General features: G+C 62.5%; 24 protein-coding genes, 1 other RNA gene and 4 pseudogenes. 14 read left to right on the top strand and 15 right to left on the bottom strand.

Features of this window, described 5'->3' with window-relative positions; all coding sequences use genetic code 11:
• Window positions 1–4: 4 nt before the first annotated feature.
• Window positions 5–1,543, top strand: coding sequence for an MFS transporter (locus tag NKH38_RS13575; protein ID WP_352761033.1), 1,539 nt, complete (start codon window positions 5–7; stop codon window positions 1,541–1,543).
• A 41-nt stretch (window positions 1,544–1,584) separates the two neighbouring features.
• Here NKH38_RS13575 and NKH38_RS13570 read toward each other — a convergent pair whose 3' ends face one another.
• The 3 genes and pseudogenes from NKH38_RS13570 to NKH38_RS33335 form a co-directional block, all read right to left on the bottom strand.
• Complete coding sequence (locus NKH38_RS13570) at window positions 1,585–2,424, bottom strand: AAA family ATPase (protein WP_023694573.1); 840 nt, start codon at window positions 2,422–2,424, stop codon at window positions 1,585–1,587.
• Window positions 2,425–2,558: 134 nt separating this feature from the next.
• The gene (locus tag NKH38_RS13565) at window positions 2,559–2,921 is read right to left on the bottom strand and encodes an Imm8 family immunity protein (protein ID WP_023700256.1); all 363 of its coding nucleotides are present in this window, start codon (window positions 2,919–2,921) and stop codon (window positions 2,559–2,561) included.
• Window positions 2,922–2,926: 5 nt separating this feature from the next.
• A pseudogene (locus NKH38_RS33335) lies at window positions 2,927–3,040 on the bottom strand (IS1 family transposase); the annotation flags it as partial.
• Here NKH38_RS33335 and NKH38_RS13560 point away from each other — a divergent pair.
• Entirely contained in the window at window positions 3,006–3,329 is a 324-nt protein-coding gene (locus NKH38_RS13560) for a hypothetical protein (RefSeq protein WP_352761030.1), read from the top strand. The pseudogene NKH38_RS33335 and the gene NKH38_RS13560 overlap by 35 nt on opposite strands.
• On the opposite strand, the gene NKH38_RS13555 is transcribed toward NKH38_RS13560, so the two are convergent.
• Both NKH38_RS13555 and NKH38_RS13550 read right to left on the bottom strand, forming a co-directional pair.
• Window positions 3,319–3,552, bottom strand: coding sequence for a hypothetical protein (locus tag NKH38_RS13555; protein WP_023700260.1), 234 nt, complete (start codon window positions 3,550–3,552; stop codon window positions 3,319–3,321). The genes NKH38_RS13560 and NKH38_RS13555 overlap by 11 nt on opposite strands.
• An 8-nt stretch (window positions 3,553–3,560) precedes the next feature.
• Window positions 3,561–3,761 carry a hypothetical protein gene (locus NKH38_RS13550; RefSeq protein ID WP_156033771.1) on the bottom strand — a complete coding sequence of 67 codons (201 nt, stop codon included), beginning with the start codon at window positions 3,759–3,761 and terminating at the stop codon, window positions 3,561–3,563.
• A gap of 149 nt (window positions 3,762–3,910) precedes the next feature.
• Between NKH38_RS13550 and ssrS the strand changes: the two genes are divergently transcribed.
• The 5 genes from ssrS (at window position 3,911) to NKH38_RS13525 (ending at window position 7,069) form a co-directional block, all read left to right on the top strand.
• Window positions 3,911–4,066, top strand: a non-coding RNA gene (ssrS, locus tag NKH38_RS13545) — 6S RNA.
• A gap of 92 nt (window positions 4,067–4,158) precedes the next feature.
• A complete protein-coding gene (locus NKH38_RS13540) occupies window positions 4,159–4,743 on the top strand; it encodes a 5-formyltetrahydrofolate cyclo-ligase (protein WP_023832606.1) in 585 nt (194 codons plus the stop codon).
• An 82-nt stretch (window positions 4,744–4,825) separates the two neighbouring features.
• Window positions 4,826–5,353 carry a DUF3592 domain-containing protein gene (locus NKH38_RS13535; RefSeq protein WP_196814896.1) on the top strand — a complete coding sequence of 176 codons (528 nt, stop codon included), beginning with the start codon at window positions 4,826–4,828 and terminating at the stop codon, window positions 5,351–5,353.
• A gap of 56 nt (window positions 5,354–5,409) precedes the next feature.
• A complete protein-coding gene (locus NKH38_RS13530; protein ID WP_352759218.1) occupies window positions 5,410–6,234 on the top strand; it encodes a TIGR00282 family metallophosphoesterase in 825 nt (274 codons plus the stop codon).
• Between the two features lie 73 nt (window positions 6,235–6,307).
• The gene (locus NKH38_RS13525; RefSeq protein ID WP_023694576.1) at window positions 6,308–7,069 is read left to right on the top strand and encodes a TerC family protein; all 762 of its coding nucleotides are present in this window, start codon (window positions 6,308–6,310) and stop codon (window positions 7,067–7,069) included.
• A gap of 21 nt (window positions 7,070–7,090) precedes the next feature.
• On the opposite strand, the gene NKH38_RS13520 is transcribed toward NKH38_RS13525, so the two are convergent.
• The 3 genes and pseudogenes from NKH38_RS13520 to NKH38_RS13510 form a co-directional block, all read right to left on the bottom strand.
• Window positions 7,091–7,573, bottom strand: a complete 483-nt coding sequence (locus NKH38_RS13520) for an SRPBCC family protein (protein ID WP_023698429.1) — start codon at window positions 7,571–7,573, stop codon at window positions 7,091–7,093.
• A gap of 28 nt (window positions 7,574–7,601) precedes the next feature.
• Window positions 7,602–7,964: a VOC family protein gene (locus NKH38_RS13515; protein ID WP_352761024.1), complete on the bottom strand. Its 363-nt coding sequence runs from the start codon at window positions 7,962–7,964 to the stop codon at window positions 7,602–7,604.
• A 20-nt stretch (window positions 7,965–7,984) separates the two neighbouring features.
• A pseudogene (locus NKH38_RS13510) lies at window positions 7,985–8,448 on the bottom strand (SRPBCC domain-containing protein).
• Between the two features lie 51 nt (window positions 8,449–8,499).
• Between NKH38_RS13510 and NKH38_RS13505 the strand changes: the two are divergent.
• From NKH38_RS13505 to NKH38_RS13490, 4 genes are all read left to right on the top strand, one after another.
• Window positions 8,500–8,823 carry an ArsR/SmtB family transcription factor gene (locus NKH38_RS13505; RefSeq protein ID WP_023668739.1) on the top strand — a complete coding sequence of 108 codons (324 nt, stop codon included), beginning with the start codon at window positions 8,500–8,502 and terminating at the stop codon, window positions 8,821–8,823.
• A 180-nt stretch (window positions 8,824–9,003) separates the two neighbouring features.
• Window positions 9,004–9,753 (top strand): YebC/PmpR family DNA-binding transcriptional regulator, encoded by a 750-nt coding sequence (locus NKH38_RS13500; protein WP_023668740.1) that lies wholly within the window; start codon window positions 9,004–9,006, stop codon window positions 9,751–9,753.
• 82 nt (window positions 9,754–9,835) lie between these two features.
• Window positions 9,836–10,624, top strand: a complete 789-nt coding sequence (locus NKH38_RS13495; RefSeq protein ID WP_023700267.1) for an RDD family protein — start codon at window positions 9,836–9,838, stop codon at window positions 10,622–10,624.
• The gene (locus tag NKH38_RS13490; RefSeq protein ID WP_023668742.1) at window positions 10,621–10,932 is read left to right on the top strand and encodes an Rdx family protein; all 312 of its coding nucleotides are present in this window, start codon (window positions 10,621–10,623) and stop codon (window positions 10,930–10,932) included. Before NKH38_RS13495 ends, NKH38_RS13490 begins: the two co-directional genes overlap by 4 nt.
• A gap of 33 nt (window positions 10,933–10,965) precedes the next feature.
• Here NKH38_RS13490 and NKH38_RS13485 read toward each other — a convergent pair whose 3' ends face one another.
• Together NKH38_RS13485 and NKH38_RS13480 are read right to left on the bottom strand one after the other, a co-directional pair.
• Entirely contained in the window at window positions 10,966–11,442 is a 477-nt protein-coding gene (locus NKH38_RS13485; protein WP_352459888.1) for an anthrone oxygenase family protein, read from the bottom strand.
• Between the two features lies 1 nt (window position 11,443).
• Window positions 11,444–12,270, bottom strand: a pseudogene (locus NKH38_RS13480) (NAD(P)H-binding protein).
• A 118-nt stretch (window positions 12,271–12,388) separates the two neighbouring features.
• On the opposite strand from NKH38_RS13480, the gene NKH38_RS13475 reads away from it, so the two are divergent.
• A complete protein-coding gene (locus NKH38_RS13475) occupies window positions 12,389–13,030 on the top strand; it encodes a TetR/AcrR family transcriptional regulator (RefSeq protein ID WP_023684159.1) in 642 nt (213 codons plus the stop codon).
• A 186-nt stretch (window positions 13,031–13,216) separates the two neighbouring features.
• On the opposite strand, the gene rpmE is transcribed toward NKH38_RS13475, so the two are convergent.
• A complete protein-coding gene (gene rpmE, locus NKH38_RS13470; protein ID WP_023668748.1) occupies window positions 13,217–13,438 on the bottom strand; it encodes a 50S ribosomal protein L31 in 222 nt (73 codons plus the stop codon).
• Window positions 13,439–13,643: 205 nt separating this feature from the next.
• Here rpmE and NKH38_RS13465 point away from each other — a divergent pair, with 205 nt between their 5' ends.
• Window positions 13,644–15,446 carry an ABC transporter transmembrane domain-containing protein gene (locus NKH38_RS13465; RefSeq protein WP_352761017.1) on the top strand — a complete coding sequence of 601 codons (1,803 nt, stop codon included), beginning with the start codon at window positions 13,644–13,646 and terminating at the stop codon, window positions 15,444–15,446.
• A gap of 10 nt (window positions 15,447–15,456) precedes the next feature.
• On the opposite strand, the gene NKH38_RS13460 is transcribed toward NKH38_RS13465, so the two are convergent.
• Complete coding sequence (locus tag NKH38_RS13460) at window positions 15,457–16,944, bottom strand: carboxypeptidase M32 (protein WP_352761014.1); 1,488 nt, start codon at window positions 16,942–16,944, stop codon at window positions 15,457–15,459.
• A gap of 146 nt (window positions 16,945–17,090) precedes the next feature.
• Between NKH38_RS13460 and NKH38_RS13455 the strand changes: the two are divergent.
• Window positions 17,091–17,443 (top strand): annotated as a pseudogene (locus NKH38_RS13455) (DUF1304 domain-containing protein).
• Window positions 17,444–17,521: 78 nt separating this feature from the next.
• On the opposite strand, the gene NKH38_RS13450 reads toward NKH38_RS13455, so the two are convergent.
• The 3 genes from NKH38_RS13450 to NKH38_RS13440 form a co-directional block, all read right to left on the bottom strand.
• Window positions 17,522–17,947, bottom strand: a complete 426-nt coding sequence (locus NKH38_RS13450) for a hypothetical protein (RefSeq protein ID WP_352761011.1) — start codon at window positions 17,945–17,947, stop codon at window positions 17,522–17,524.
• Between the two features lie 239 nt (window positions 17,948–18,186).
• Complete coding sequence (locus NKH38_RS13445) at window positions 18,187–19,218, bottom strand: peptidoglycan -binding protein (RefSeq protein ID WP_023684164.1); 1,032 nt, start codon at window positions 19,216–19,218, stop codon at window positions 18,187–18,189.
• A 1-nt stretch (window position 19,219) separates the two neighbouring features.
• Window positions 19,220–20,245, bottom strand: a complete 1,026-nt coding sequence (locus tag NKH38_RS13440; RefSeq protein ID WP_023668754.1) for a MotA/TolQ/ExbB proton channel family protein — start codon at window positions 20,243–20,245, stop codon at window positions 19,220–19,222.
• Window positions 20,246–20,364: the final 119 nt, after the last annotated feature.

Raw genomic sequence — 20,364 nt, 5'->3', positions numbered from 1 at the left:
CGATATGCCGATTCAACGAAACACCATCGCGCTCACCGGCGTGTGCCTGGCGTCGCTCTTATTCGGGCTCGAAATCTCCAGCGTGCCGGTGATCCTGCCGAAACTGGAAAGCGTGCTCGCCGCCAATTTCAGGGATTTGCAGTGGATCATGAATGCCTACACCATCGCCTGCACGACAGTGCTGATGGCGACAGGGACATTGGCCGACCGTTTCGGCCGCAAGAGCGTGATGGTGATCACCACCGTCGCCTTCGGCCTCGCCTCGCTGCTGTGCGGCCTGGCTCCGAGTGCTGCACTGCTGATCGCCGCCCGCTTCCTGCAAGGTCTCGCCGGCGGCGCGATGCTGACCTGCAGCGTCGCCGTGCTGTCGCATCAGTTCCAGGACGGCCGCGAACGCGGCAAGGCTTTCGTCGCCTGGAGCGTCGTCTCAGGCATCGGGCTCGGTTTCGGGCCCGCCATCGGTGGCTTGATCGTGGCGCTGTCGAACTGGCAATGGGTGTTCCTCATCCACGTGCCGCTGGCGATCCTGGCGCTCGCCTTTATCGGCGCCGGTGTCACGCAATCGCGCGATCACAACGCCCAGAAGCTTGACTGGGCCGGCATGCTGACGCTGTCGGCTTCTGTGTTCGGCTTCTCCTATCTGATTACGCAGGGTGCGGATCTCGGGAACAGCGCCCGCATCGGCGTGATATCAGCCTCCGTGGCTGCGTTCATCGCTTTCCTTGTCGCCGAGAGGGTCAATCCCTATCCGATGTTCGATTTCTCCGTGTTCCGCATCCGCCAGTTTTCCGGCGCGATCATGGGCGCCATCGGCATGAATTTCAGCTACTGGCCGTTCATCATCTATCTGCCGATCTATTATTCGGGCGTTCTCGGCTATGACAGCACGACGACCGGCCTGCTGTTGCTCGTCTACACGCTGCCCTTCATGGTGATGCCGCCGATCGCCGAGCGCATTCGCGCGCGCTATCAGGCACGAATTGCCATCCCGCTCGGTCTGCTGACGCTAGGGATCGGTTTCATCGCCATGTGGATCGGCTCCAGGCTCGAGGGCGCCACCTGGCTGACCATGCTGCCCGGCACGCTGATTGCCGGCATCGGCATCGGTCTCACCAATTCGCCGACCACCAATACCACGACCGGCGCGGTATCGCCGGATCGTGCCGGCATGGCGTCCGGCATCGACATCAGCGCACGCCTGATCACGCTCGCTATCAACATCGCGGTGCTCGGCCTGCTGCTGACGCAAGGTATCGTTTCCCACCTGCGGGCCACACTCGGCGCGGCTTTGGAGCCGGATGAGTTGCGGGCACTGGCGGAAAGGGTCGCCACCGGCAATCTGGAGGGCCTTGCGCAGGGGACGCCGAAGCTCGCAGCCCTCGACCCATCCGGCGCCATCGTGCATGCCGCGCTGGTCAATGGTTTCGGCTGGGTCATGCTCTATTGCGGGATCGGCGTTCTCGCCCTGTCGGTCATCGGCTTCGTCATCTTCGGGCCGAAGCGCGTCGCGCCGCAGGAGAGAGGGTTTGCTCCCGCGGAGTAAGCGGCCAAAGCCGCCCGTAGCTGTCAGCCAACCCTCGATCCTCACCCCTGCCGTCTGGCCATGAAGGCCAGGCGTTCAAACAGATGCACGTCCTGTTCGTTCTTGAGCAGTGCGCCGTGCAGCTTCGGCAGCGCGTTCCTGGGGTCGGCGCGCAGATCCTCGGGTGCGATGTCGTCGGCGACCAGCAGGCGGATCCAGTCGAGCGCCTCGGAGGTCGACGGCTTCTTCTTCAACCCCTGCACGTCGCGGATCTCGTAGAACTGGGTCAGGGCAGCACGCACCAAATTCTGCTTTATGCCGGGATAGTGCACGTCGACGATTTTGTGCAGCGTGTCGACATCGGGAAAGCGGATGTAGTGGAAGAAGCACCGGCGCAGGAAGGCGTCGGGCAGTTCCTTCTCATTGTTGGAAGTGATGATGACGATGGGGCGCACAGCGGCGCGGATCGTTTCGCCGGTTTCGTAGACGAAGAACTCCATCCGATCGAGTTCCTGCAAAAGGTCGTTGGGGAATTCGATATCGGCCTTGTCGATCTCGTCGATCAACAGCACGACCTTCTTACCGGCCGCGAAGGCGTGCCAGAGCTTGCCGCGCTTGATGTAGTTTTTGATGTCGTTGAACCTGGCATCGCCGAGCTGGCTGTCGCGCAGCCGCGAGACAGCATCATATTCATACAGTCCCTGCTGCGCACGGGTGGTCGACTTGACGTGCCATTCGATCAGGTCGAGGCCGAGCGCCGATGCCACCTGGCGGGCAAGCTCGGTCTTGCCGGTGCCCGGCTCGCCCTTGACCAGCAATGGCCGCTCCAGCGCGATCGCGGCGTTCACCGCCACCATCAGATCCTTGTCGGCGACATAGGCCGCCGTGCCTTCGAAACGCATACTTGCTCCTCGGTTGGTCAGCGCGAGCGTAAGGACGCTGCTTGACCTGTGCAAGGGCGAGCCGGCTGCGACCAAAGCGTGTGAGATCGAAATGGAAACATCGGCTCATGTCAGGTAGTGTCTCAGTTTGAAATTCAGAGCTTGTATTCGAATTCCCATAGCCCGACCCGCGAAAGCTCAAAGGCTATCTCATGCCAGCTATTGCCCTCAGCCGAAGCACATCGAGCGATGAGAAATTTTTCCAGTTGAAGGTGATCGAACGTCCGCATGAAAATCACGCTTTCACCAGAAAATACCGCTTCTTTGTGGGACCGAAGAAACCATGTCGGCGAACACACCGTGGCAGTGAAAGCATCCGAGCCTTCTTTGCCCTCTTCTCCCGCATAGAAATCAATGGTGACCGAAAAATCAGTTGGATCGGACGGACGCCATGTAGAGAGATCGAACGCGAGTTTATCGGCTTCCACAATCCTATGACCCTTATACTCCGCTTTCATGAAACTCACTGTTCCCGCTTCTTATAAGGACCACGTTTCCCCGGCTTCGGAGCAACAGCGTCCATCTTCTCGCAAAGATCTTCCATGGACCAGAGAGTTTGTGACACGCCAGCCGCCATGATGGCGCGAAAAGGTTTGAAGCGGGAAGACAACCCCTTCGACTACGCCGGGCCGCTGGAATTGTCGGCAAACGAATTTCAGATGAACATGGCCGCTGACGTCATCAAAAAAGAAGGCATCAAAGGCGAATACCGGGTCATAGACCGCAATAAGAAGATTGCGCAGGACGTGCGGAAGGTGATGCGCGAAAACGGCTCAACGATGCCGGAAAACCTTCCGGTTGCCGAGCCGATTAGGGTAGTCGAAAAGAGAGTGAAGGCGGCCCGCAAACTCGAAATTAAGTCTTAGCCCACCGCTTTTCCGCTGCCTTCTTGGCAATTTCAGCGCGCCGCTCTGGCGTCATGTTCTCGGCGCGCTTCTTCCCGCCCTTGGCGCCCAGCGCCTTCGCAGCGGGGTCTTTGCCGTCGTCAATCACGGTGTCGTCTTCATCGCCAGTGGCAATGCGCATGACGCGGCCGGCGTTGCCGATCACGTCGGCGGGGCGCTTCTGGCCTTTAGGTCCGGTTGGCATTGCTACTCCTATGTGCTTTCCAGAGTGACAAACACCAGCGGCACCTTCTCCACGTCCGCCGGCTGCGGCACATGTGTTATCTCGGTTACCGCGTAGATGGCCAGACTATCGCCGGATGGCATGTGCACCCAGTCGCCTATCACAGGCGTTGACGCGAAGGTCCACATCGACGCTTCGTTTTCAATTTTAACAAGGCAACGGATCGCCACACAACCACTCCATGCTTTCCGCTAAGCATATAGGCGTTTCCGCCTATGCGGGCAAACCCGGATAGGCGCTTTCGCATATTTCAAATTTCAAACTGAGACACTACCTCATGTCACTAGCGCTTGACCGACCAGCCGCCTATATTGGGCTTGGCGGTCTGCGCTTCCCGGCAGGAGAACATTTTCCCCGGGGCCTTAACGATCCTTAGGGAGCTGTCCCTGGGAAGACCCGTGGGTTTTCTCATACGGCGCCCACCTACTTTGTAGGTTCCCGGGATCGCTCTCTCCACCGGTTGTGTGGATCGTCACTTACCTGTATCCGCCCAGTTTGGCGGATGATGTGGTAGAAAACGTCGCTCATGAAACGTCACCCAGATCCGACCTTTTCTATCGTCCGCGCATGACATCTCCCAAAGCCCTGAAAAAGCAGCTGCGCCTCGAGGCACTCGGCCGCCGCGATGCGCTCGATCCGCTGTGGCGGGTGGAGATCGCGCTTGAGATGGCCGAGACGGCGCGCGACCACCTCGCCATCGAGCCGGGTCAGATCGTTTCAGCTTTCTGGCCGATGCGATCGGAAGTCGACATCAGGCCGCTGATGTTCGCCTTGCGCGAGAAGGGGGCCAGGCTTTGCCTGCCGGCCATCCTCGACAAGACCACCATCGTCTTTCGCGAACTGGTGCGCGGCGCGCCGATGGTCGAGATGGGTTTTGGCACGGTCGGTCCGCATGCGGAGGCCGAGGTTCTCGATCCCGCGGTGATGCTGGTGCCGCTCGCGGCCTTCGACAGCCGCGGTCATCGCATCGGGTATGGCGCCGGCTATTACGACCGCGCCATCGCCAGGCTGATCGACAAGGGCCAGCCGCCACGACTGATCGGCATCGCCTTCGATTGCCAGGAGGTGGGTCTGGTGCCGGATGAGGCGCACGACGTCATCATCCCGGAAATACTCACCGAGAGCGGTTTGCGCCGCTTCGACATCGCTTAAAAGACCGCGATCCCGCTTAACGCGTTTCCAAGACGTGCCGGATAGAATTCCGGCAACACAGTCCGAGCCGATGGCGGCCATCATGTTTGTCTTCGCACGCTTCCTGCTGATGCCGTTCGTCCTCATCGCGGTAACGCTGTTCGCGATGGCATTGCACATTTCCGGAACGGCCCTGCACCACCAGTTCGCCTGGCATCAGACGGTTGCCACAGTGACGGATATCAGTTCCTACAGCGAAGCCCAGGGTAATGGCCTCACCGCGAAAGGCATCAACGTCGCTGTCACCTATGTCGCGAACGATGCACCGATGACGTGGTCCGGCAAGGGAAAGGACATCGGCCTCTACACGGCGTCCAAAGGCGACGCGGTGGAGTTGTATTACAACCCTGCCAATCCATCGATCCTCGATACCGCGGCGATGAAGGGCTGGCGCGGCGGGCTGTTGCTCCTGGCCGCTACTGGTGGGTTCACTGTTTTCTACGTCTGGTTCTTCTGGCTGCGCGGACGCGCCGCACCGCCGGCGTCACCGATGATGCCTTCGGCAGTTCGCGTCGCGGGCGCGAGCGCAAAGCCGTCTCAACAGCAGCGTGGTACTTTCGGCCGGCGTTAGCGCCAATCGCCCGGGTAGCGCTTGCCTAGCGTCCGTGCCTCTGGATAGAAGTGGGCATGAGACTTCTCTTCCTCGGCGACATGGTGGGCAAATCGGGACGTACGGCGGTGTGGGAACAACTGCCCAGCCTGATCTCGGATTTCAAACTCGACTTCGTCATCGTCAATGGCGAGAACGCCGCCGGCGGCTTCGGCATCACCGAAGACATTTTTCGCGACACCATCGCCGCCGGTGCGGATGTCGTCACCACCGGCAACCATGTCTGGGACCAGCGCGACGCACTGGTCTTCGCGCCGCGCGAGGAGCGCTTCTTGCGCCCGTCCAACTTCCCCAAGGGCACGCCGGGGCGCGGTTCCGGCGTCTATATCGCCAAAAACGGCGCGCGCGTGCTGGTCGCCAACATCATGGGCCGGGTGTTCATGCATCCCGAGCTCGACGATCCGTTCCAGGCCGGCGAGCGCGAGCTGGCCGCCTGTCCGCTGGGCGAGCAGGCCGATGCCGTGGTCATCGACTTCCATGCCGAAGCGACCTCGGAGAAAATGTGCTTCGCGCATTTCGTCGACGGCCGCGCCAGCCTCGTCATCGGCACCCATACGCACCAGCCGACGGCCGACCACCAGATCCTCAACGGCGGCACCGGCTACATGTCCGATGCCGGCATGTGCGGCGACTATGATTCCTCGCTCGGCATGGACAAGGAAGAGCCGCTCAACCGCTTCCTGTCGAAAGTGCCGAAAGGCCGCTTCGAGGCGGCGACCGGACCGGCGACATTGTGCGGCGTCGGCGTCACTATTTCCGACCGCACCGGCCTGACCGAGAAGATCGCGCCTTTTCGTCGCGGGCCGCGGCTCGAAGAAACCGCGCCATCCTTCTGGTCATGACATTGATATAGTCGAGTAAAGTACCTAACTGGCGACGAAACTGCTCTAGATCGTTAAAGAGGGGACGACCTCCATGCAGCTGATCGAGTTCTTTGCGCCGCATTTTCAATTTGTTTCCGATCCAACCGCGTGGGTCGCGTTGCTGACGCTGATCGTCCTCGAGGTCGTGCTCGGCATCGACAATCTGATCTTCATCTCGATCCTGACCAACAAATTGCCTGAGGCGCAGCGCGCCCGCGCCCGCCGTCTCGGCATCTCGGCGGCGCTGATCATGCGGCTGGTGCTGCTCGCAACCATCTCCATCATCGTGCAGCTGACGACGCCGGTGTTCACAGCGTTCGGCCATGGCTTTTCCTGGCGCGACCTGATCCTGATTGCCGGCGGCCTGTTCCTGGTCTGGAAGGCGACCAAGGAAATCCACCACACCGTCGATCCCGACGACCACAAGGATACGATGATGGGCGAGACGCTGCAGATCTCGCTTGCCGGCGCCATCTTCCAGATCCTGCTGCTCGATCTCGTCTTTTCGATCGATTCGATCATCACCGCCGTCGGCATGACCGACGAGATTGCCATCATGTACATCGCCGTGATCGTGGCGGTGAGCGTGATGATGCTGGCGGCCGGGCCGCTGGCCAATTTCATCGCCAAGAACCCGAGCATCGTCATGCTGGCGCTGGGCTTCCTGCTGATGATCGGCATGACGCTGATCGCCGACGGCATGGGCTATCATGTGCCGAAGGGCTACATCTACGCCGCGATGGGCTTTTCCGCCCTGGTCGAGGGCCTCAACATGCTGGCGCGGCGAAGGAAGAAATCCAGCGGTGGGCATTGAGGCTGGGCGATCGGGGCGATCCTAGCGCCCCGGCACGCCCTTCGGATAACGGTCGCCGATCAGGCCAAGCGACAGGCCCTGTTCCAGCCATGCCTTTGCGCCGGCAAGAACCAGTGCGAAGCCGTCGGTCGAGCCGACCGCCTGCTTGACCTGCTCGTCGGCGGTGCCGGCGAAGCCGAAATTGCTGACCTCAAGAAAGGTCGCACCGTCAGGCGTTTCGGCGCCGGGCATCTCCGTGAATGTCCAGACCACAGTGGTCGGCGGATCGCTCCATTGCATGACGATCTTCTTGTTCTCGACGATCTCGCTGACATTGACCATCGCCGAGGCCCCGTACATGCGCCACTCCCAGCGAACCTCTTTGCGGCTATCCAGCCGGCCGCTACTGTGGGTAAACCAGAATTTCGTGGTGATGGCCGGGTCGACGATCGCCTCGAAGACCTCGGCGACCGGCCGCCTGATCAGCATGCCGGCTTCGGCAGTCGGCGTTTTGTGAATTTCCATCGATGCTCCTTTATTGTCCGGTTTGCGCTCACCAGGCGTCAGGCTCGCGCACCATGTGAACGATGCTGGCCGGGTTGGCGATCCAGAAGCCGCGAAAGCCTTCGCCCAGGGGCTCGACCGCGTCGCAACGGACGACGCCGGCCTTGGCGAGATGATCCGCAATGGCTGCAGAATCGTCGGTGAAAAGCTCAAGCCAGACTTCGGCCTGGCTCAGCATCGGCCCCTCGTCGATCCACAGACGGTTTGGGCCAAGCTCGAAGCCGATGGCCGGCGTCTTGGCGGTGAATGGATTCAAGCCGACGACGTCGCGATAGAAGGCGATCGTCGCCTCGTACTGATGTGACGGGACTTTCATGGCGATGTTGATTCCACCTGTCATTTTCGCGGTCATTGCGGGCTCCGTTGCGCTGTTCATCTGTTTGTCTCGTTGGCCGGCTCGCCCCTCATCTCGCCGCGGTAGTAGCCGTCGCGCAGATTGATGCCGTATTCGACATAGGCCTTCATGCAGGCCAGCATCTGCGACCAGCCCTCGCAATTGAGGTAGGATTTCTGCAGGCCGACCACGCCTTCCGGCCAGCCGGATTCAGCAATGGTCACAAGGGTGCCGCCATCGTCCAGCGGCTCGAAGTTCATCTCGATGCGTGTCTTGTAGGCGGGCTTGCCTTCGGCATCGGTGGCATCCCAGCGCAGCACGATATGGCGGTCCTTGATCACCTCATCGACTTCGACGGGCACCTTGCCCCACCAGACCACCCCGGTGCCGGCCTTCAGCGGCGCGCTGGCGCCGCCGATGGTGGTGAAATAGCCACGACGGCGTCGAAGACTTCGGCGACCGGTTTGCCGATGCGCCCGGAAACTCTGAATCCAAGAGACATATCCACAGCTCCTTCCTTGATTGGCTCGACAATATGTTATAGAAACATAACATGTCAAGCCAAACCGCAGACGATCACGTTTTCAAGGCGTTGGCGCATCCGCGCCGTCGCGAATTGCTGGATCGGCTGAAGGATGCGCCGCAGACGACCGGCATGTTGTGCGAGGCGTTTCCCGACATCGATCGCTGCACCGTCATGCTGCATCTCAAGGTGCTGGAAGAAGCCGAACTGGTGGTGGCAAAGCGCCAAGGGCGAGAGCGCTGGAACCATCTCAACGCGCTGCCGATCAAGCACATCCACGACCGCTGGATCAGCCAGTATGCCGGCCATGCGCTCAGCATTATCGACCGGCTGAAGTCCGATCTGGAGGGCTGAACCGGCGCGGCTGGACGAATTGAGCCGATTTATCTATAAGCCGGCCATTCCGACAGAGAACGCCGTGCATCCATCGCGTTGCACCTTGGACGGCTCTGAAAATTTGAATTCGAGTACCCGGGAGGACGAGGTGAGACCACCTCGCTTCGGGATGCTCTAGCCGAAGACGACAGGGGTGCCATGGCCGGCCATTCACAGTTCAAGAACATCATGCACCGCAAGGGCCGGCAGGACGCGGTGCGGTCGAAAATGTTTTCCAAGCTGGCGCGCGAAATCACCGTCGCCGCCAAGAGCGGAACACCGGATCCGTCGATGAACCCGCGTTTGCGCCTGGCCATTCAGAACGCCAAGGCGGTGTCGATGCCGAAGGACAACATCCAGCGCGCCATCAACAAGGCATCGATGGGCGATGCCGAGAATTACGAAGCGGTGCGCTATGAAGGCTATGGGCCAGGCGGCGTGGCGCTGATCGTCGAGGCGCTGACCGACAACCGCAACCGCTCGGCCTCGAACGTGCGCGCCGCCTTCACCAAAGCCGGGGGTGCGCTTGGTGAAACCGGCTCGGTGTCGTTCATGTGGAACCGCGCCGGCGAGATTTACTATCCGGCCTCCGCCGGCAGCGCCGACAAGGTGATGGACGCGGCGATCGAGGCCGGCGCCGATGACGTCGAGTCCGACGAGGAAGGCCACACCATCTACTGTGCGTTCGAGAGTATGGGCGAAGTGTCTAAGGCGCTGGAAGCCTCGCTTGGCGAGGCCGAATCGGTGAAGCCGATCTGGCAGCCGCAGAACAATGTCCCGGTCGACGAAGAGCGGGCGCAATCGCTGATGAAACTGGTGGCAACGCTCGAGGACGATGACGACGTGCAGAGCGTCTACGCCAATTTCGAGGTCGACGACGAGACCATGGCCAAGCTCAGCGCGGCGTAGGTCCGTGCAATACAGTCGGATGCGAATATTGCTGTATGACGGCGGCCTGCCTATAGATTAGTCAGTTATCAGGGGGGGGCCGATGACCGACTATAAAGAGGCAAGTTTTGCCGATGCGGTGGCCTGGCCTCGCCGGCCCGGCATATGGCGACGGTTTCTCGCTGCACTCATCGACTACCTTGTAATCCTGATCGCCCTCTATTTGCTCGTAGGGGCTCTATTTCTGCTGACCAACGGTGGCGTAAAAGGCAGCTTTTGGCTGAACTGGAAACTATGCCAGGAGGGTACGGTTCACGGTGCCCCGACACTTGCCCGTTATGATTGGCAGGTGTGTAGAACATCAGTACTCGGTTTGCCGGTCGCCATATGGAGCGTGGGTACGGCGCCGGGCTCAAAGCCTGGAGAAACCTCCTCCATCTCGATCGATTTGGATTCGCAAGGGAATTTCAGGCCTGCAGCATTGGACCTGGGTTTCCTCGAGCTGATCGCTCTGGCGTCTTATCTCCTCATTATGGAGTTGAAGTCCGGCCAATCAATCGGCAAGCGGCTCACGGAGCTCACTGTACATGATGAGGACGACAGACATAGGGTCGGCCTGCCGGCGAGAAAGGCTGTTCGGCGGCAACTTATCAAGTTTCTCGGCGCATTACCGATCGTCCTGACGGGAAGCTGGTATGCTTTTCAGGCTTGGGGCACCGCTCCCGGTGGCGTGCAGGATTACTCCAGCCTGGAAATAGTGGTTGCATCCGCTGCCCTCGTTTTGGTGCTGATCTGGCCGGTCTGGATTGCGATATCCATAGCTCTGGGCGACGACCCGATACACGATCGATTCGCAAATACCACGGTGCGCATACAGGAGGCCCAGACATGAGTGTGCCGGAGAGGCCCCGCGTGGTCATCACCTATTGCACGCAGTGCCAGTGGCTGTTGCGGGCCGGCTGGATGGCGCAGGAACTGCTCTCCACCTTCGGCACGGATCTTGGTGAAGTGACGCTGGTGCCGGGCACAGGCGGCATCTTCACCGTTTCCTGCAACGATGTGCTGGTCTGGGACCGCAAGCGCGACGGCGGCTTTCCCGATGCCGCCAAGCTCAAGCAGCTGGTGCGCGACGTCATCGATCCGGGCCGCGATCTCGGTCATTCCGACCGCAAGGGTCACACGCAAAAGGACCCCGCTTGAGGCGAGGTCCTTGCGTTTGCGAAGTGTCATTTTTCAGAGCAATGCGAACATGAAGCAGGCCATCGACACGATGGCGGTGATGGTGCGGACGTGGTTCCACATCACCCATTGATTCAGATGGTTCGCCCACACGGCTGCGCCATTGGCGCTGGCCGGGTCGACGGCGGCGAGCGCATCGTTGAGCGGCACATTGAAGACCATGGTCACGATCGGGTTGCCGATCAAATAGATCACGGCGCCGGCAAGCAGCCAGTATGAGCCGGACTGGCGCCACCCCATGAGAACGGCGGCGATAAGCACCAGACAGAGCAGGCCGGTGCCGAACAGCGCCGTCATGAAGGTGGGCGTGATCACCGTGATGTTGATCGAATTCATCGCTGCGATGCCTTGGGGGACCGGCAGCCGGGCAAGCGCCGCCATGATAAAGTTGGAAAAGGCGAAGAACACGCCGCCGACGACGCCCGAGCCGATGGCGGCGATGATGGTGAGGGTGGGAAGAAGCTTGATCATCTCAGTTGCTCCAGATGCCGGTTGCAGCGGTTTCATTTGCGTAGGCGGAAAAGTCTTTCGGCGCGCGGCCGAGCACACGCTGGACGCCGTCGGTCAGCGTCTCGTTGCGGCCGTCAAGCACTTCGGTGAACAGCTCGTTGAGCAGCCAGGCGATTTCGGGCGGCAGTTCGTATGCCGCCGTCGCGGCGGTGAATTCGTCATGCGAGATCTTGATATAGCGGATGTCGCGGCCGGTCGCCTTGGCGATCTCGGCAACCGCGTCGGCGAAGCTTAGCAGCCGCGGCCCGGTCAACTCATAGAGCTGGCCGACATGACCCGGTTCGGTCAGCGCAACGAAGGCAGCATCGGCGATGTCGTCGACATCGACGAAGGGCTCGCCAACAGGGCCGACAGGCAAAGCCACTTCGCCTTGCCGCAAGGACTCGACGAGAAAACCTTCACTGAAATTCTGCGAAAACCAAGCGCAACGCAGGATGGTCCAGTCAGCGCCCGAGGCTTTGACCATCTCTTCGCGCGCTGGGCTTCGGTCTCGCCGCGGCCGGAGAGCAGCACCATGCGGGTGACGCCATTTGCCACCGCAAGCCTGGCGAAGGCGCCGACGGTCTCGGCGGCGCCCGGCACGGCGATGTCGGGATAGTAACTGATGTAGACGGCGCCCACGCCCTGCATGGCAGGCTCCCAGGTCGCCGGAACCTCCCAGTCGAAGCGAGGGCTGCCGGAACGCGAGCCGATGCGCACGGGAATGCCCTGTGAGGTCAGCCGCCCGGCGAGGCGACGGCCGGTCTTGCCAGTGCCACCGAGGATCAGGACTGGTTTGGTGTCGGTCATTGTGGTTTTCCTCTGTTTACAAATATGAGTAATCCTCACATTTGCAAAACGTGATAAACCCTCGTATTTTGGGAGTCAAGCCGTCTGTTGGCAGATTTTGTCGAGACCGGAGGCCGTCATGGAAGACACAGCAACGCCCGCATCTGCCCAGGAGCAGGTCGCATCGCCGCGACGGGCGCCCACCCAGCAGCGCAGCCGCGAGCGGGTCGAGCGCATGCTGGCCGCAGCCTCGGCGCTGATTGCCGAGCAAGGCAGCGACGCCATGCGCATGGGCGAGGTGGCGGAACGGGCCGCGGTGTCGATCGGCTCGCTCTACCAGTTCTTTCCCGACAAGCGGGCGATCGTCTGGGCGCTGGCCGAGCGCTACACCGCCGAAAGCCAGGCCTGCATCTCCTCGGCGCTCAAGGATGTCGTCGACGCCGAGGGCCTGCGGCAGGCGTTTTCGGAGCTGGTGGATATCTACTATCAGCTGTTCCTGGCCGAGCCGGTGATGCGCGACATCTGGTCGGGCACGCAGGCCGACAAGGCGCTGCGCCAGCTCGAACTCGCCGACAGCCGGGCAAATGCCGAATTCCTGACCATGGTGCTGAAGCGGCTGCATCCCGGCGCCGATCCGGTGGCGCTGGAGACCACAGCGTTTCTGGTCTGGCAGATGGGCGAGGCTGCCGTGCGGCTGGCGATCTCGGTCGACCGGCAGGAGGGCGACAGGCTGGTCGCCGCCTACAAGCGCATGGCGCTGCGGGAATTGGTGGACGGGTAGGCTCGCACCACTCTGGGAAGGGTCGCTTCGAAGCAGCAGGGTGGAGGCGTCGGACCGCACCCGACCCTTGGGCCGACCTCCCCACAAGCGGGCGGTATCGGCGCGTAAGCTTGAAGCGACTGACTTTGGCGGCAACAAAAAACCCGCCACAAAGGCGGGTTCTTGATTCAGCGATACAGGTAAACTTTAAAGGCCGAACCCTTCGAAGCGCTTCTTGAACTTCGACAGGCGGCCGCCGCGGTCGAGCAGGGTCTGCTGGCCGCCGGTCCAGGCCGGGTGCGTGGTCGGGTCGATATCGAGGTTCATCGTATCGCCTTCCTTGCCCCAGGTCGAACGGGTCGAGTATTCGGTGCCATCGGTCATGACGACCTTGATGGTGTGGTAGTCGGGATGGATATCGGCCTTCATTGTCGTGCTTCCTGGCTTGTGGCGCTACAGACTGGCCCGCGGCCTGCGTCGATGCGCCCCTTTTTAAAACTCGAAGCCGCAGCTATTGAAAAGCCACGGCTTCTAAAACGGTCGGCGAGCCTATACATCAGCCGGAATTGAATCACAAGGCCACGGCAGGCGCATATTGAACGCGCCCACCTGGAAGCGGCCAGAGGAAACGGTCATGGCGGACATCAGCGGCGAGCAAGACGGGCGCAGGCGCTCGCTCGGGCCGCTCAGGCGCCTGTATCCCTATATATTCCGCTACCGCAAACTGGTCATAGGCGCCCTCATTTCGCTCGCCATCGCCGCGGCGACGACGCTGGCGCTGCCGCTGGCCGTGCGGCGCATGATCGACCACGGTTTCAGTGCTTCCGGCACCGTCTTCATCGCCGAATATTTCGCCGCTTTGGTGGCGATGGCAGCCATTCTGGCGGCGGCGTCGGCCGGACGCTACTACTTCGTCATCACGCTCGGCGAGCGGGTCGTCGCCGACATCCGCAGCGACGTGTTTTCGCATGTCACGACGCTTTCGCCGTCCTTCTTCGACACCGCGCAATCGGGCGAGATCGTCTCGCGGCTTGCCGCCGACACCACGCAGGTGAAATCCGCGGTCGGCGCCACCGCCTCCGTGGCGTTGCGCAACGTCATCCTCGGCCTTGGCGCGGTGGCGATGATGGTCGTCACCAGCCCGAAACTGTCGGGCCTGGTGATCGCGGCCATTCCGCTCATCGTGCTGCCGCTGGTCGCGTTCGGCCGTTCGGTGAGGCGCCGGTCACGGCAGGCGCAGGACACGCTGGCGCAAGCGACCGCCTATGCCAGCGAGCAGATCGGCGCGGTGCGCACGCTGCAGGCGTTCACCAACGAGACGCTGGTCACCGGGCGGTTCTCGGCCGCGGTGGAAGCCGCCTTCCAGGCGGCGCGCTCGTCGATCTTCTCCCGCTCGCTGCTCACCTTCTTTGCCATCTTCATGATCTTTTCCTCGGTCGTGGCGGTGTTGTGGTTCGGCTCGCGTGACGTGCTTGCCGGCACGATGTCGCCCGGCACGCTCGGCCAGTTCCTGCTTTACTCCGTGTTTGCCGCAGGCGCGCTGGGCGCACTGTCGGAAGTCTGGGGCGAGCTTGCCCAGGCGGCGGGTGCGGCCGAAAGGCTGACCGAGATACTCGACGAGACGCCGGCGATTCAACCGCCGGCCAATCCGCTGCCGCTGCCCGCCAAGGCGACAGGCGCGATCAGTTTCGACGACGTCTCCTTCTCCTACCCGGCAAGGCCGGACCGTGCCGCCGTCCGCGGCTTGAGTTTTCAGGTCAAGCCCGGCGAGACGGTGGCGATCGTCGGCCCGTCGGGCGCCGGAAAGAGCACCGTCTTTTCGCTGATCCTGCGCTTCTACGATCCAGAAACCGGCCGCATCGCCATTGACGGCGTCGACGTGCGCGAAGCCGATCCGGCTGAAGTGCGGGAGCGCATTGCGATCGTGCCGCAGGACGTCACCATCTTTGCGGCAAGCGCGCGCGACAATATCGGCTTTGGCCGGCCGGGCGCGACGAATGCCGAGATCGAGGCCGCCGCCAGGGACGCGCTGGCCGACGAGTTCATCCTCAGGCTCGACAAGGGCTACGACAGCCAGGTCGGCGAGCGCGGTGTGACCTTGTCCGGCGGCCAGCGCCAGCGCGTGGCGATCGCCCGCGCCATCCTGCGCGACGCGCCGATCCTGCTGCTCGACGAGGCCACGTCGGCGCTCGACGCCGAAAGCGAAACGCTGGTGCAGACGGCGCTGGAACGGCTGATGCAGGGCCGCACCACCATCGTCATCGCCCACCGGCTGGCGACCGTGCTGAAGGCCGACCGCATCCTGGTCATGGATGGCGGCCGCATCGTCGAGGAAGGCACGCACCAGAGCCTGGTCGCCAAGGGCGGAATCTATGCAAGGCTGGCCAAGCTGCAGTTCGAAACCGGAGCAAGCGCCTTCAGGGGTGCCGCGGAGTAGCAACCCGCAATCAGGCGGGACCATACCGCTTGCGGAGATGCTCGGTGAAATGCGCGGCATTCAGTTTCTCGCCCGTGGCGCGCTCAAGCAGTTCGGGCGTCGACCAGCGCGATCCCTGCGACCAGATATTGTCGCGGCGCCAGTCATTGATGGCGGCGAAATTGCCCCTGGCGAGATCGCTGTCGGCTGAAGGATGGTCGCGCGTCAGCGCAGCCCATTGCTGCGCCGCCATCATGGCGCCCAGCGTATAGGACGGGAAATAGCCGAAGGCGGCGCCCGGCCAATGCACGTCCTGCATCGGTCCGTCGGCTGGGTTGTCGATGGTCGAAAGGCCAAGATACTCCCGCATCTTGGCGTCCCACGCCTCGGGCAGGTCGGCCGCCTGCAGCCGCCCCGAGACCAGCTCCTGCTCCAACTCGTAGCGCAGGATGACATGCAGCGGGTAGGTGACCTCGTCGGCGTCGACGCGGATCAGGCCGCGCTCGACCCGGTGCACATGCGGCAGGATGTCGTCCAGCGACCAGGCCTCGCCGAGATGCTTTTCCACCACCGGCAGCGCCCAGCGCCAGAATTCGGGGTTGCGGCCGATCTGCTTCTCGACGAACAGGCTCTGGCTTTCATGCACCGCCATGCCGCGCGCCTTGCCCAGCGGCCAGTGCGCCCACGCCTTCGGCAGGTTCTGCTCGTAGAGCGCGTGGCCGGTCTCGTGCAGCACGCCCATCAAAGCCGACAGGAAATCGGACGTTTTGTAGCGGGTGGTGATGCGCACGTCGCTCGGCACGCCGCCGCAGAAGGGATGGTGCGATACGGACAGAGAACCGTGGGTGAGGTCGAAGCCGACTGAAGCCATCATGGCGAGACCAAGCTCGCGCTGCCGGTCGATCGCATAGCTGCCGGAGAGCGGCTTCACGGGATGCCTGGCCAGGCGCGCTTCCTGCGCGGCCAGGGCTTCCGGCACGAAGCCCTTCAGGAATGTCTTCAGCTCGGTGAAGACCGGCGTGATGTCGGCGGCGCGGTTGCCAGGATCGTATTGCTCCATCAGCGCGTCGTAGGGATCGAGGCCGAGCGCGTCGGCGCGCAGGGCGGCTTCCTCGCGCACCAGCGCGATGACACCTTCGAGCGCCGGCAGGAAGCCTGCCCAGTCATTCTTGGCGCGCAGGTCGCGCCAGAGCTGCTCGGAGCGCATACGCGCTACCGTCTGGCGCTCGACGAATTCGACCGGCAGGCAGGTCAGGTTGGTGTATTGGCGACGCAGTTCGCGGACCGCCGCCTGCTGCTCCTCGTTGAGCGCCTCCTGTTCGGCGGCGGCGAGCCAGTCGGCGATCTCCGGCGCCGTTGCCCTGATATGCAGCATCCCGGCCAGGGACGACATGGCTTCGGCGCGCTTCTCGCCGCCGCCGACAGCCATGTGAGTCGCCTCGTCGGCGCCGAGGATAGCGAGCGCATGTTCCAGCGCTTCGAGCTTGTGGCCGAGATCATCGAGCTTCTGAAAAGACATGACAGGTTCCGCGTTTTGGACCGCGGGAAAAGATATCAACGCGCCAGGATTGGCAACCCTCAAAGGTGGCTATGCAGCTTGCGCCGGTGAGCTGGTGCGTGGAATGCTGGCTGGCGGTGGAACACCGCCATGGAGGGGAGACTAAGATGATCGGCAATATCCTGGTCGGGCTGGTGGCCCTGATCCACCTCTTTATCGTCTATCTGGAGATGGTGGCGTGGGACACACCGCGCGGGCACAGGGCGTTCAACCTCAAGCCGGACTTCGCCAGCGCATCGAAGGTGCTCGCCGCCAATCAGGGGCTCTACAACGGCTTCTTGCCGCCGGGCTGATCTGGGGCCTCTATCTCGGCGCGGCGGGATTCCAGATCAAGGTGTTCTTCCTGCTTTGCATCGCCGTCGCCGGCCTCTATGGCGCGGCGACTGCCAGCCGGAAGATCCTCTATATTCAGACCGTGCCGGCGGTGCTGGCCCTCGCTGCGCTGTGGCTGGGCTGGTGACAAAAAAGACGCCCTCGGAGCCAGATCCGGGGGCGTCAGACAGTCCCTTCCTCATTCCTGGAGATATCAGAGCGGATCTCAGCCGTTCGGATAATTTCCGCCGTCGGAGCCATCACCGATCATGAAGCCGCTGCCGGTGTCGGACATCAGCCTCTGATCGACATTGTCGAGGCGGCGCAGCAGATCGTGATATTGCGCGGCCGGGATCCGGCCATGGTCCGAAGCGGCGACCCGTTCGGCGGCCTGGCCGATATGCGCAGCACGCAGATGCAGCCACTGCGCTTCCGAGGTCGAGATGCCCTTCGTCTCGCGCGCATCCGTGATGCCCTGTTCGACGCCCCGCACCTGCTCGATCAGGCCGGTCACGCGGGGACCGGTCATGTCGGTCTGGTCGCTGGCGTCGAGGGCGCCCTTGTGATGTCCGGCGGCATAGGCGCCGGCGAGTGGAACAGTGATCAGAAGTGTCGTGAGGGTTGCGGTCCTGAGAGTCTTCAAAGAGCGCATGATGTGCGTCTCCTCCTGCTATGGAAGGGGCAAGCGCTTTCGCTCCGCCTTCCGGAAGCGGGCCGTCCGGTTCCGTCGCGTCGCGATGGGAGGCATCGCCGGCGGTTCTCGGCCCTGCGCGTCAAAGTAGGAGCCCGGAAACGCGAAGTGTAATTAAAGAAAGATAATGTTTTCAGGCCTTGCCGACCTGGCGTTGCGCCCTAGAGTTGAGCCGGCAAACAATTTCGCGTGACTGAAAATCACCGTTCGGTGAGCTTCAGTTCAATGCGTCGGTTCTTGTTGCGGGCGTCTTCGGTGTCGGCGGGGTCGAGCGGCTGGAATTCGCCGAAGCCGGCCGCAACCAGCCGGTTGGCGGGCACGCCGTTCTCGATCAGGAACTTGACCACCGAGGTCGAACGCGCCGTCGACAATTCCCAATTGTCGCGATAGCGGCCGGCGCCGGACAGCGGCTTGTTGTCGGTGTGGCCGTCGACGCGCAGCACCCAGTTGATCTCGGGCGGGATTTCCTTTTGCAACTCGATGATGGCATCGGCGAGCTTCTTCATCTCGACTTTGCCGGCATCGTTGATCACTTCCGACCCGGTCGGGAACAGAACTTCCGACTGGAAGACGAAGCGGTCGCCGACGATGCGGATGTTCTCGCGGTCGGCGAGGATTTCGCGCAGGCGGCCGAAGAAGTCGGAGCGATAGCGGTTCAGCTCCTGCACGCGCTGCGCCAGCGCGACGTTGAGCCGACGGCCGAGATCGGCGATCTTGGTGTTGGAATCGCGGTCGCGCGTTTCGGACACATTGAGGGCGTCCTCGAGCGCGCCGATCTGCTTGCGCAGTGCTGCGATCTGCTGGTTCAGGATCTCGACCTGGCTCAGCGCCTGCTGGCTGATCTGGCGCTGGCTGTCGAGTTCGCCGCCGAGTTCCGCGGCGCGCTGGGTGGCGGCGTCGCCGGCGCCGGCACCTTGTGCCAGCAGCTGCTCGAGCCGGCTCTTCTCAGCTTCGGCGGCCGACAGCGACGCCTGCAGATTGGCCAGCGAATCGTCCTTGTCCTGCGCGCTCGAGCGCTCCAGCGCCAGCAACTGCGTCAGTTCGTTGATCTGCGAGTTGAGGCGCGTGAGCGCCGTATCCTTGCCGGAGAGTTCGCGTCCGAGCAGGAACTGCGCCAGCACGAAAACGGTGAGCAGGAACATGATGGCGAGCAGCAGCGTCGACAGCGCGTCGACGAAGCCCGGCCAATAGTCGATCCGGCGATCGGTGCGCCGGCCCCTGGCGAGAGCCATGCTAGTGGACCCCGGGTTTCTTCAGCGCGTCGGCGATCTTTTCCAGCGTGTTGCGCATCGCCTTCTGCTCGTCCGATTGGGCCTCGACCCAGTCGCGCATGATCTGCTGCTCGGAGCGCATGTTCTTGACCAGTCCGGAAATGCCGTCGGCGAGATTGGCCATGGCGGTGGCGACGCGCGGATTGGAGCCGCCGCCGCTTTCCTGCATGCTGCGCAGCCGTTCCGACAGGACCCGGATCTCGTCGGAGGATTCAGTCTTGGCCGGGTCGGCGACGGCGATGTCGGAGGAGAGATCGGTGACCGAGGACAGCCAGTTTTCAAGCTCGGTATAGAAGCGGGTCTGCGCGCGGCCGGCCTGCAGGTCGAGGAAGCCTAGCACCAGCGACCCGGAAAGGCCGAACAGCGAGGACGAAAAGGCCGTACCCATGCCGGCCAGCGGCGCCGACAGCCCCTGCTTCAGCGAATCGAGCACCGCGGCGGCGTCGCCAGTGCCGGGATCGAGCGATTCGATGGTTTCGCGGATCGAGCCGATGGTGTTGAGCAGGCCCCAGAAGGTGCCGAGCAGACCGAGGAACACCAGCAGGCCGACGAGATAGCGCGAGGTGTCGCGGCTTTCGTCGAGGCGGGTGGCGATCGAATCCAGCATGGTGCGCATCGAAGACGTCGAGAAGGCCACCGTCGAGGAGCGGCCGATCATCGCCTTCATCGGCGCCAGCAGCACCGGCTCGGTGGTTTCGGAACCGGCGCGGAAGGAATTGACCCAGCGCACTTCGCGAAACAGTCGTCCGACCTGGGCGAAGGCAAGCAGGATGCCGACCACAAGGACGCCGACGATCAGGCCGTTGAGGCCGGGATTGCTCCCGAAAGCGGTCGAGATCTGGCGGGTGAGGATGGCGGCGATGAAGGCGACGATGACCAGGAAGATGACCATGGTCAGGAGGAAGACCTGCGGGCTCGACAGTTTGTGCGGATCGTACATCAGGACATCAGAACGCCTGCCCACGCCGAAGGATCTGAGAAAAGCCATCCGTGCCCCGTTTCCGATGCTCTATTTGCCTTGACGCAATTCCGAACGGGAAGCCGCTCATACTTCCCTGGAACCGCTCCATTGCCGCCGATCACGTAATTCGCGACTCTAAACGGAAT

It is taken from the genome of Mesorhizobium sp. M1078 (genome assembly GCF_040318615.1).
In the GTDB taxonomy this organism is placed as follows: Bacteria; Pseudomonadota; Alphaproteobacteria; order Rhizobiales; family Rhizobiaceae; genus Mesorhizobium.
The sequence above is the reverse complement of the archived record's forward strand: the minus strand, read 5'-3'. Positions and strand labels throughout refer to the sequence as shown.

Excerpts from the sequence above, each read along its gene's own strand:
- NKH38_RS13575 (WP_352761033.1), top strand. The coding sequence starts at position 5 with ATGCCGATTCAACGAAACACCATCGCGCTCACCGGCGTGTGCCTGGCG.
- NKH38_RS13570 (WP_023694573.1), bottom strand. The coding sequence starts at position 2,424 with ATGCGTTTCGAAGGCACGGCGGCCTATGTCGCCGACAAGGATCTGATG.
- NKH38_RS13565 (WP_023700256.1), bottom strand. The coding sequence starts at position 2,921 with ATGAAAGCGGAGTATAAGGGTCATAGGATTGTGGAAGCCGATAAACTC.
- NKH38_RS13560 (WP_352761030.1), top strand. The coding sequence starts at position 3,006 with ATGGACCAGAGAGTTTGTGACACGCCAGCCGCCATGATGGCGCGAAAA.
- NKH38_RS13555 (WP_023700260.1), bottom strand. The coding sequence starts at position 3,552 with ATGCCAACCGGACCTAAAGGCCAGAAGCGCCCCGCCGACGTGATCGGC.
- NKH38_RS13540 (WP_023832606.1), top strand. The coding sequence starts at position 4,159 with ATGACATCTCCCAAAGCCCTGAAAAAGCAGCTGCGCCTCGAGGCACTC.
- NKH38_RS13535 (WP_196814896.1), top strand. The coding sequence starts at position 4,826 with ATGTTTGTCTTCGCACGCTTCCTGCTGATGCCGTTCGTCCTCATCGCG.
- NKH38_RS13530 (WP_352759218.1), top strand. The coding sequence starts at position 5,410 with ATGAGACTTCTCTTCCTCGGCGACATGGTGGGCAAATCGGGACGTACG.
- NKH38_RS13525 (WP_023694576.1), top strand. The coding sequence starts at position 6,308 with ATGCAGCTGATCGAGTTCTTTGCGCCGCATTTTCAATTTGTTTCCGAT.
- NKH38_RS13520 (WP_023698429.1), bottom strand. The coding sequence starts at position 7,573 with ATGGAAATTCACAAAACGCCGACTGCCGAAGCCGGCATGCTGATCAGG.
- NKH38_RS13515 (WP_352761024.1), bottom strand. The coding sequence starts at position 7,964 with ATGACCGCGAAAATGACAGGTGGAATCAACATCGCCATGAAAGTCCCG.
- NKH38_RS13505 (WP_023668739.1), top strand. The coding sequence starts at position 8,500 with ATGTCAAGCCAAACCGCAGACGATCACGTTTTCAAGGCGTTGGCGCAT.
- NKH38_RS13500 (WP_023668740.1), top strand. The coding sequence starts at position 9,004 with ATGGCCGGCCATTCACAGTTCAAGAACATCATGCACCGCAAGGGCCGG.
- NKH38_RS13495 (WP_023700267.1), top strand. The coding sequence starts at position 9,836 with ATGACCGACTATAAAGAGGCAAGTTTTGCCGATGCGGTGGCCTGGCCT.
- NKH38_RS13490 (WP_023668742.1), top strand. The coding sequence starts at position 10,621 with ATGAGTGTGCCGGAGAGGCCCCGCGTGGTCATCACCTATTGCACGCAG.
- NKH38_RS13485 (WP_352459888.1), bottom strand. The coding sequence starts at position 11,442 with ATGATCAAGCTTCTTCCCACCCTCACCATCATCGCCGCCATCGGCTCG.
- NKH38_RS13475 (WP_023684159.1), top strand. The coding sequence starts at position 12,389 with ATGGAAGACACAGCAACGCCCGCATCTGCCCAGGAGCAGGTCGCATCG.
- rpmE (WP_023668748.1), bottom strand. The coding sequence starts at position 13,438 with ATGAAGGCCGATATCCATCCCGACTACCACACCATCAAGGTCGTCATG.
- NKH38_RS13465 (WP_352761017.1), top strand. The coding sequence starts at position 13,644 with ATGGCGGACATCAGCGGCGAGCAAGACGGGCGCAGGCGCTCGCTCGGG.
- NKH38_RS13460 (WP_352761014.1), bottom strand. The coding sequence starts at position 16,944 with ATGTCTTTTCAGAAGCTCGATGATCTCGGCCACAAGCTCGAAGCGCTG.
- NKH38_RS13450 (WP_352761011.1), bottom strand. The coding sequence starts at position 17,947 with ATGCGCTCTTTGAAGACTCTCAGGACCGCAACCCTCACGACACTTCTG.
- NKH38_RS13445 (WP_023684164.1), bottom strand. The coding sequence starts at position 19,218 with ATGGCTCTCGCCAGGGGCCGGCGCACCGATCGCCGGATCGACTATTGG.
- NKH38_RS13440 (WP_023668754.1), bottom strand. The coding sequence starts at position 20,245 with ATGGCTTTTCTCAGATCCTTCGGCGTGGGCAGGCGTTCTGATGTCCTG.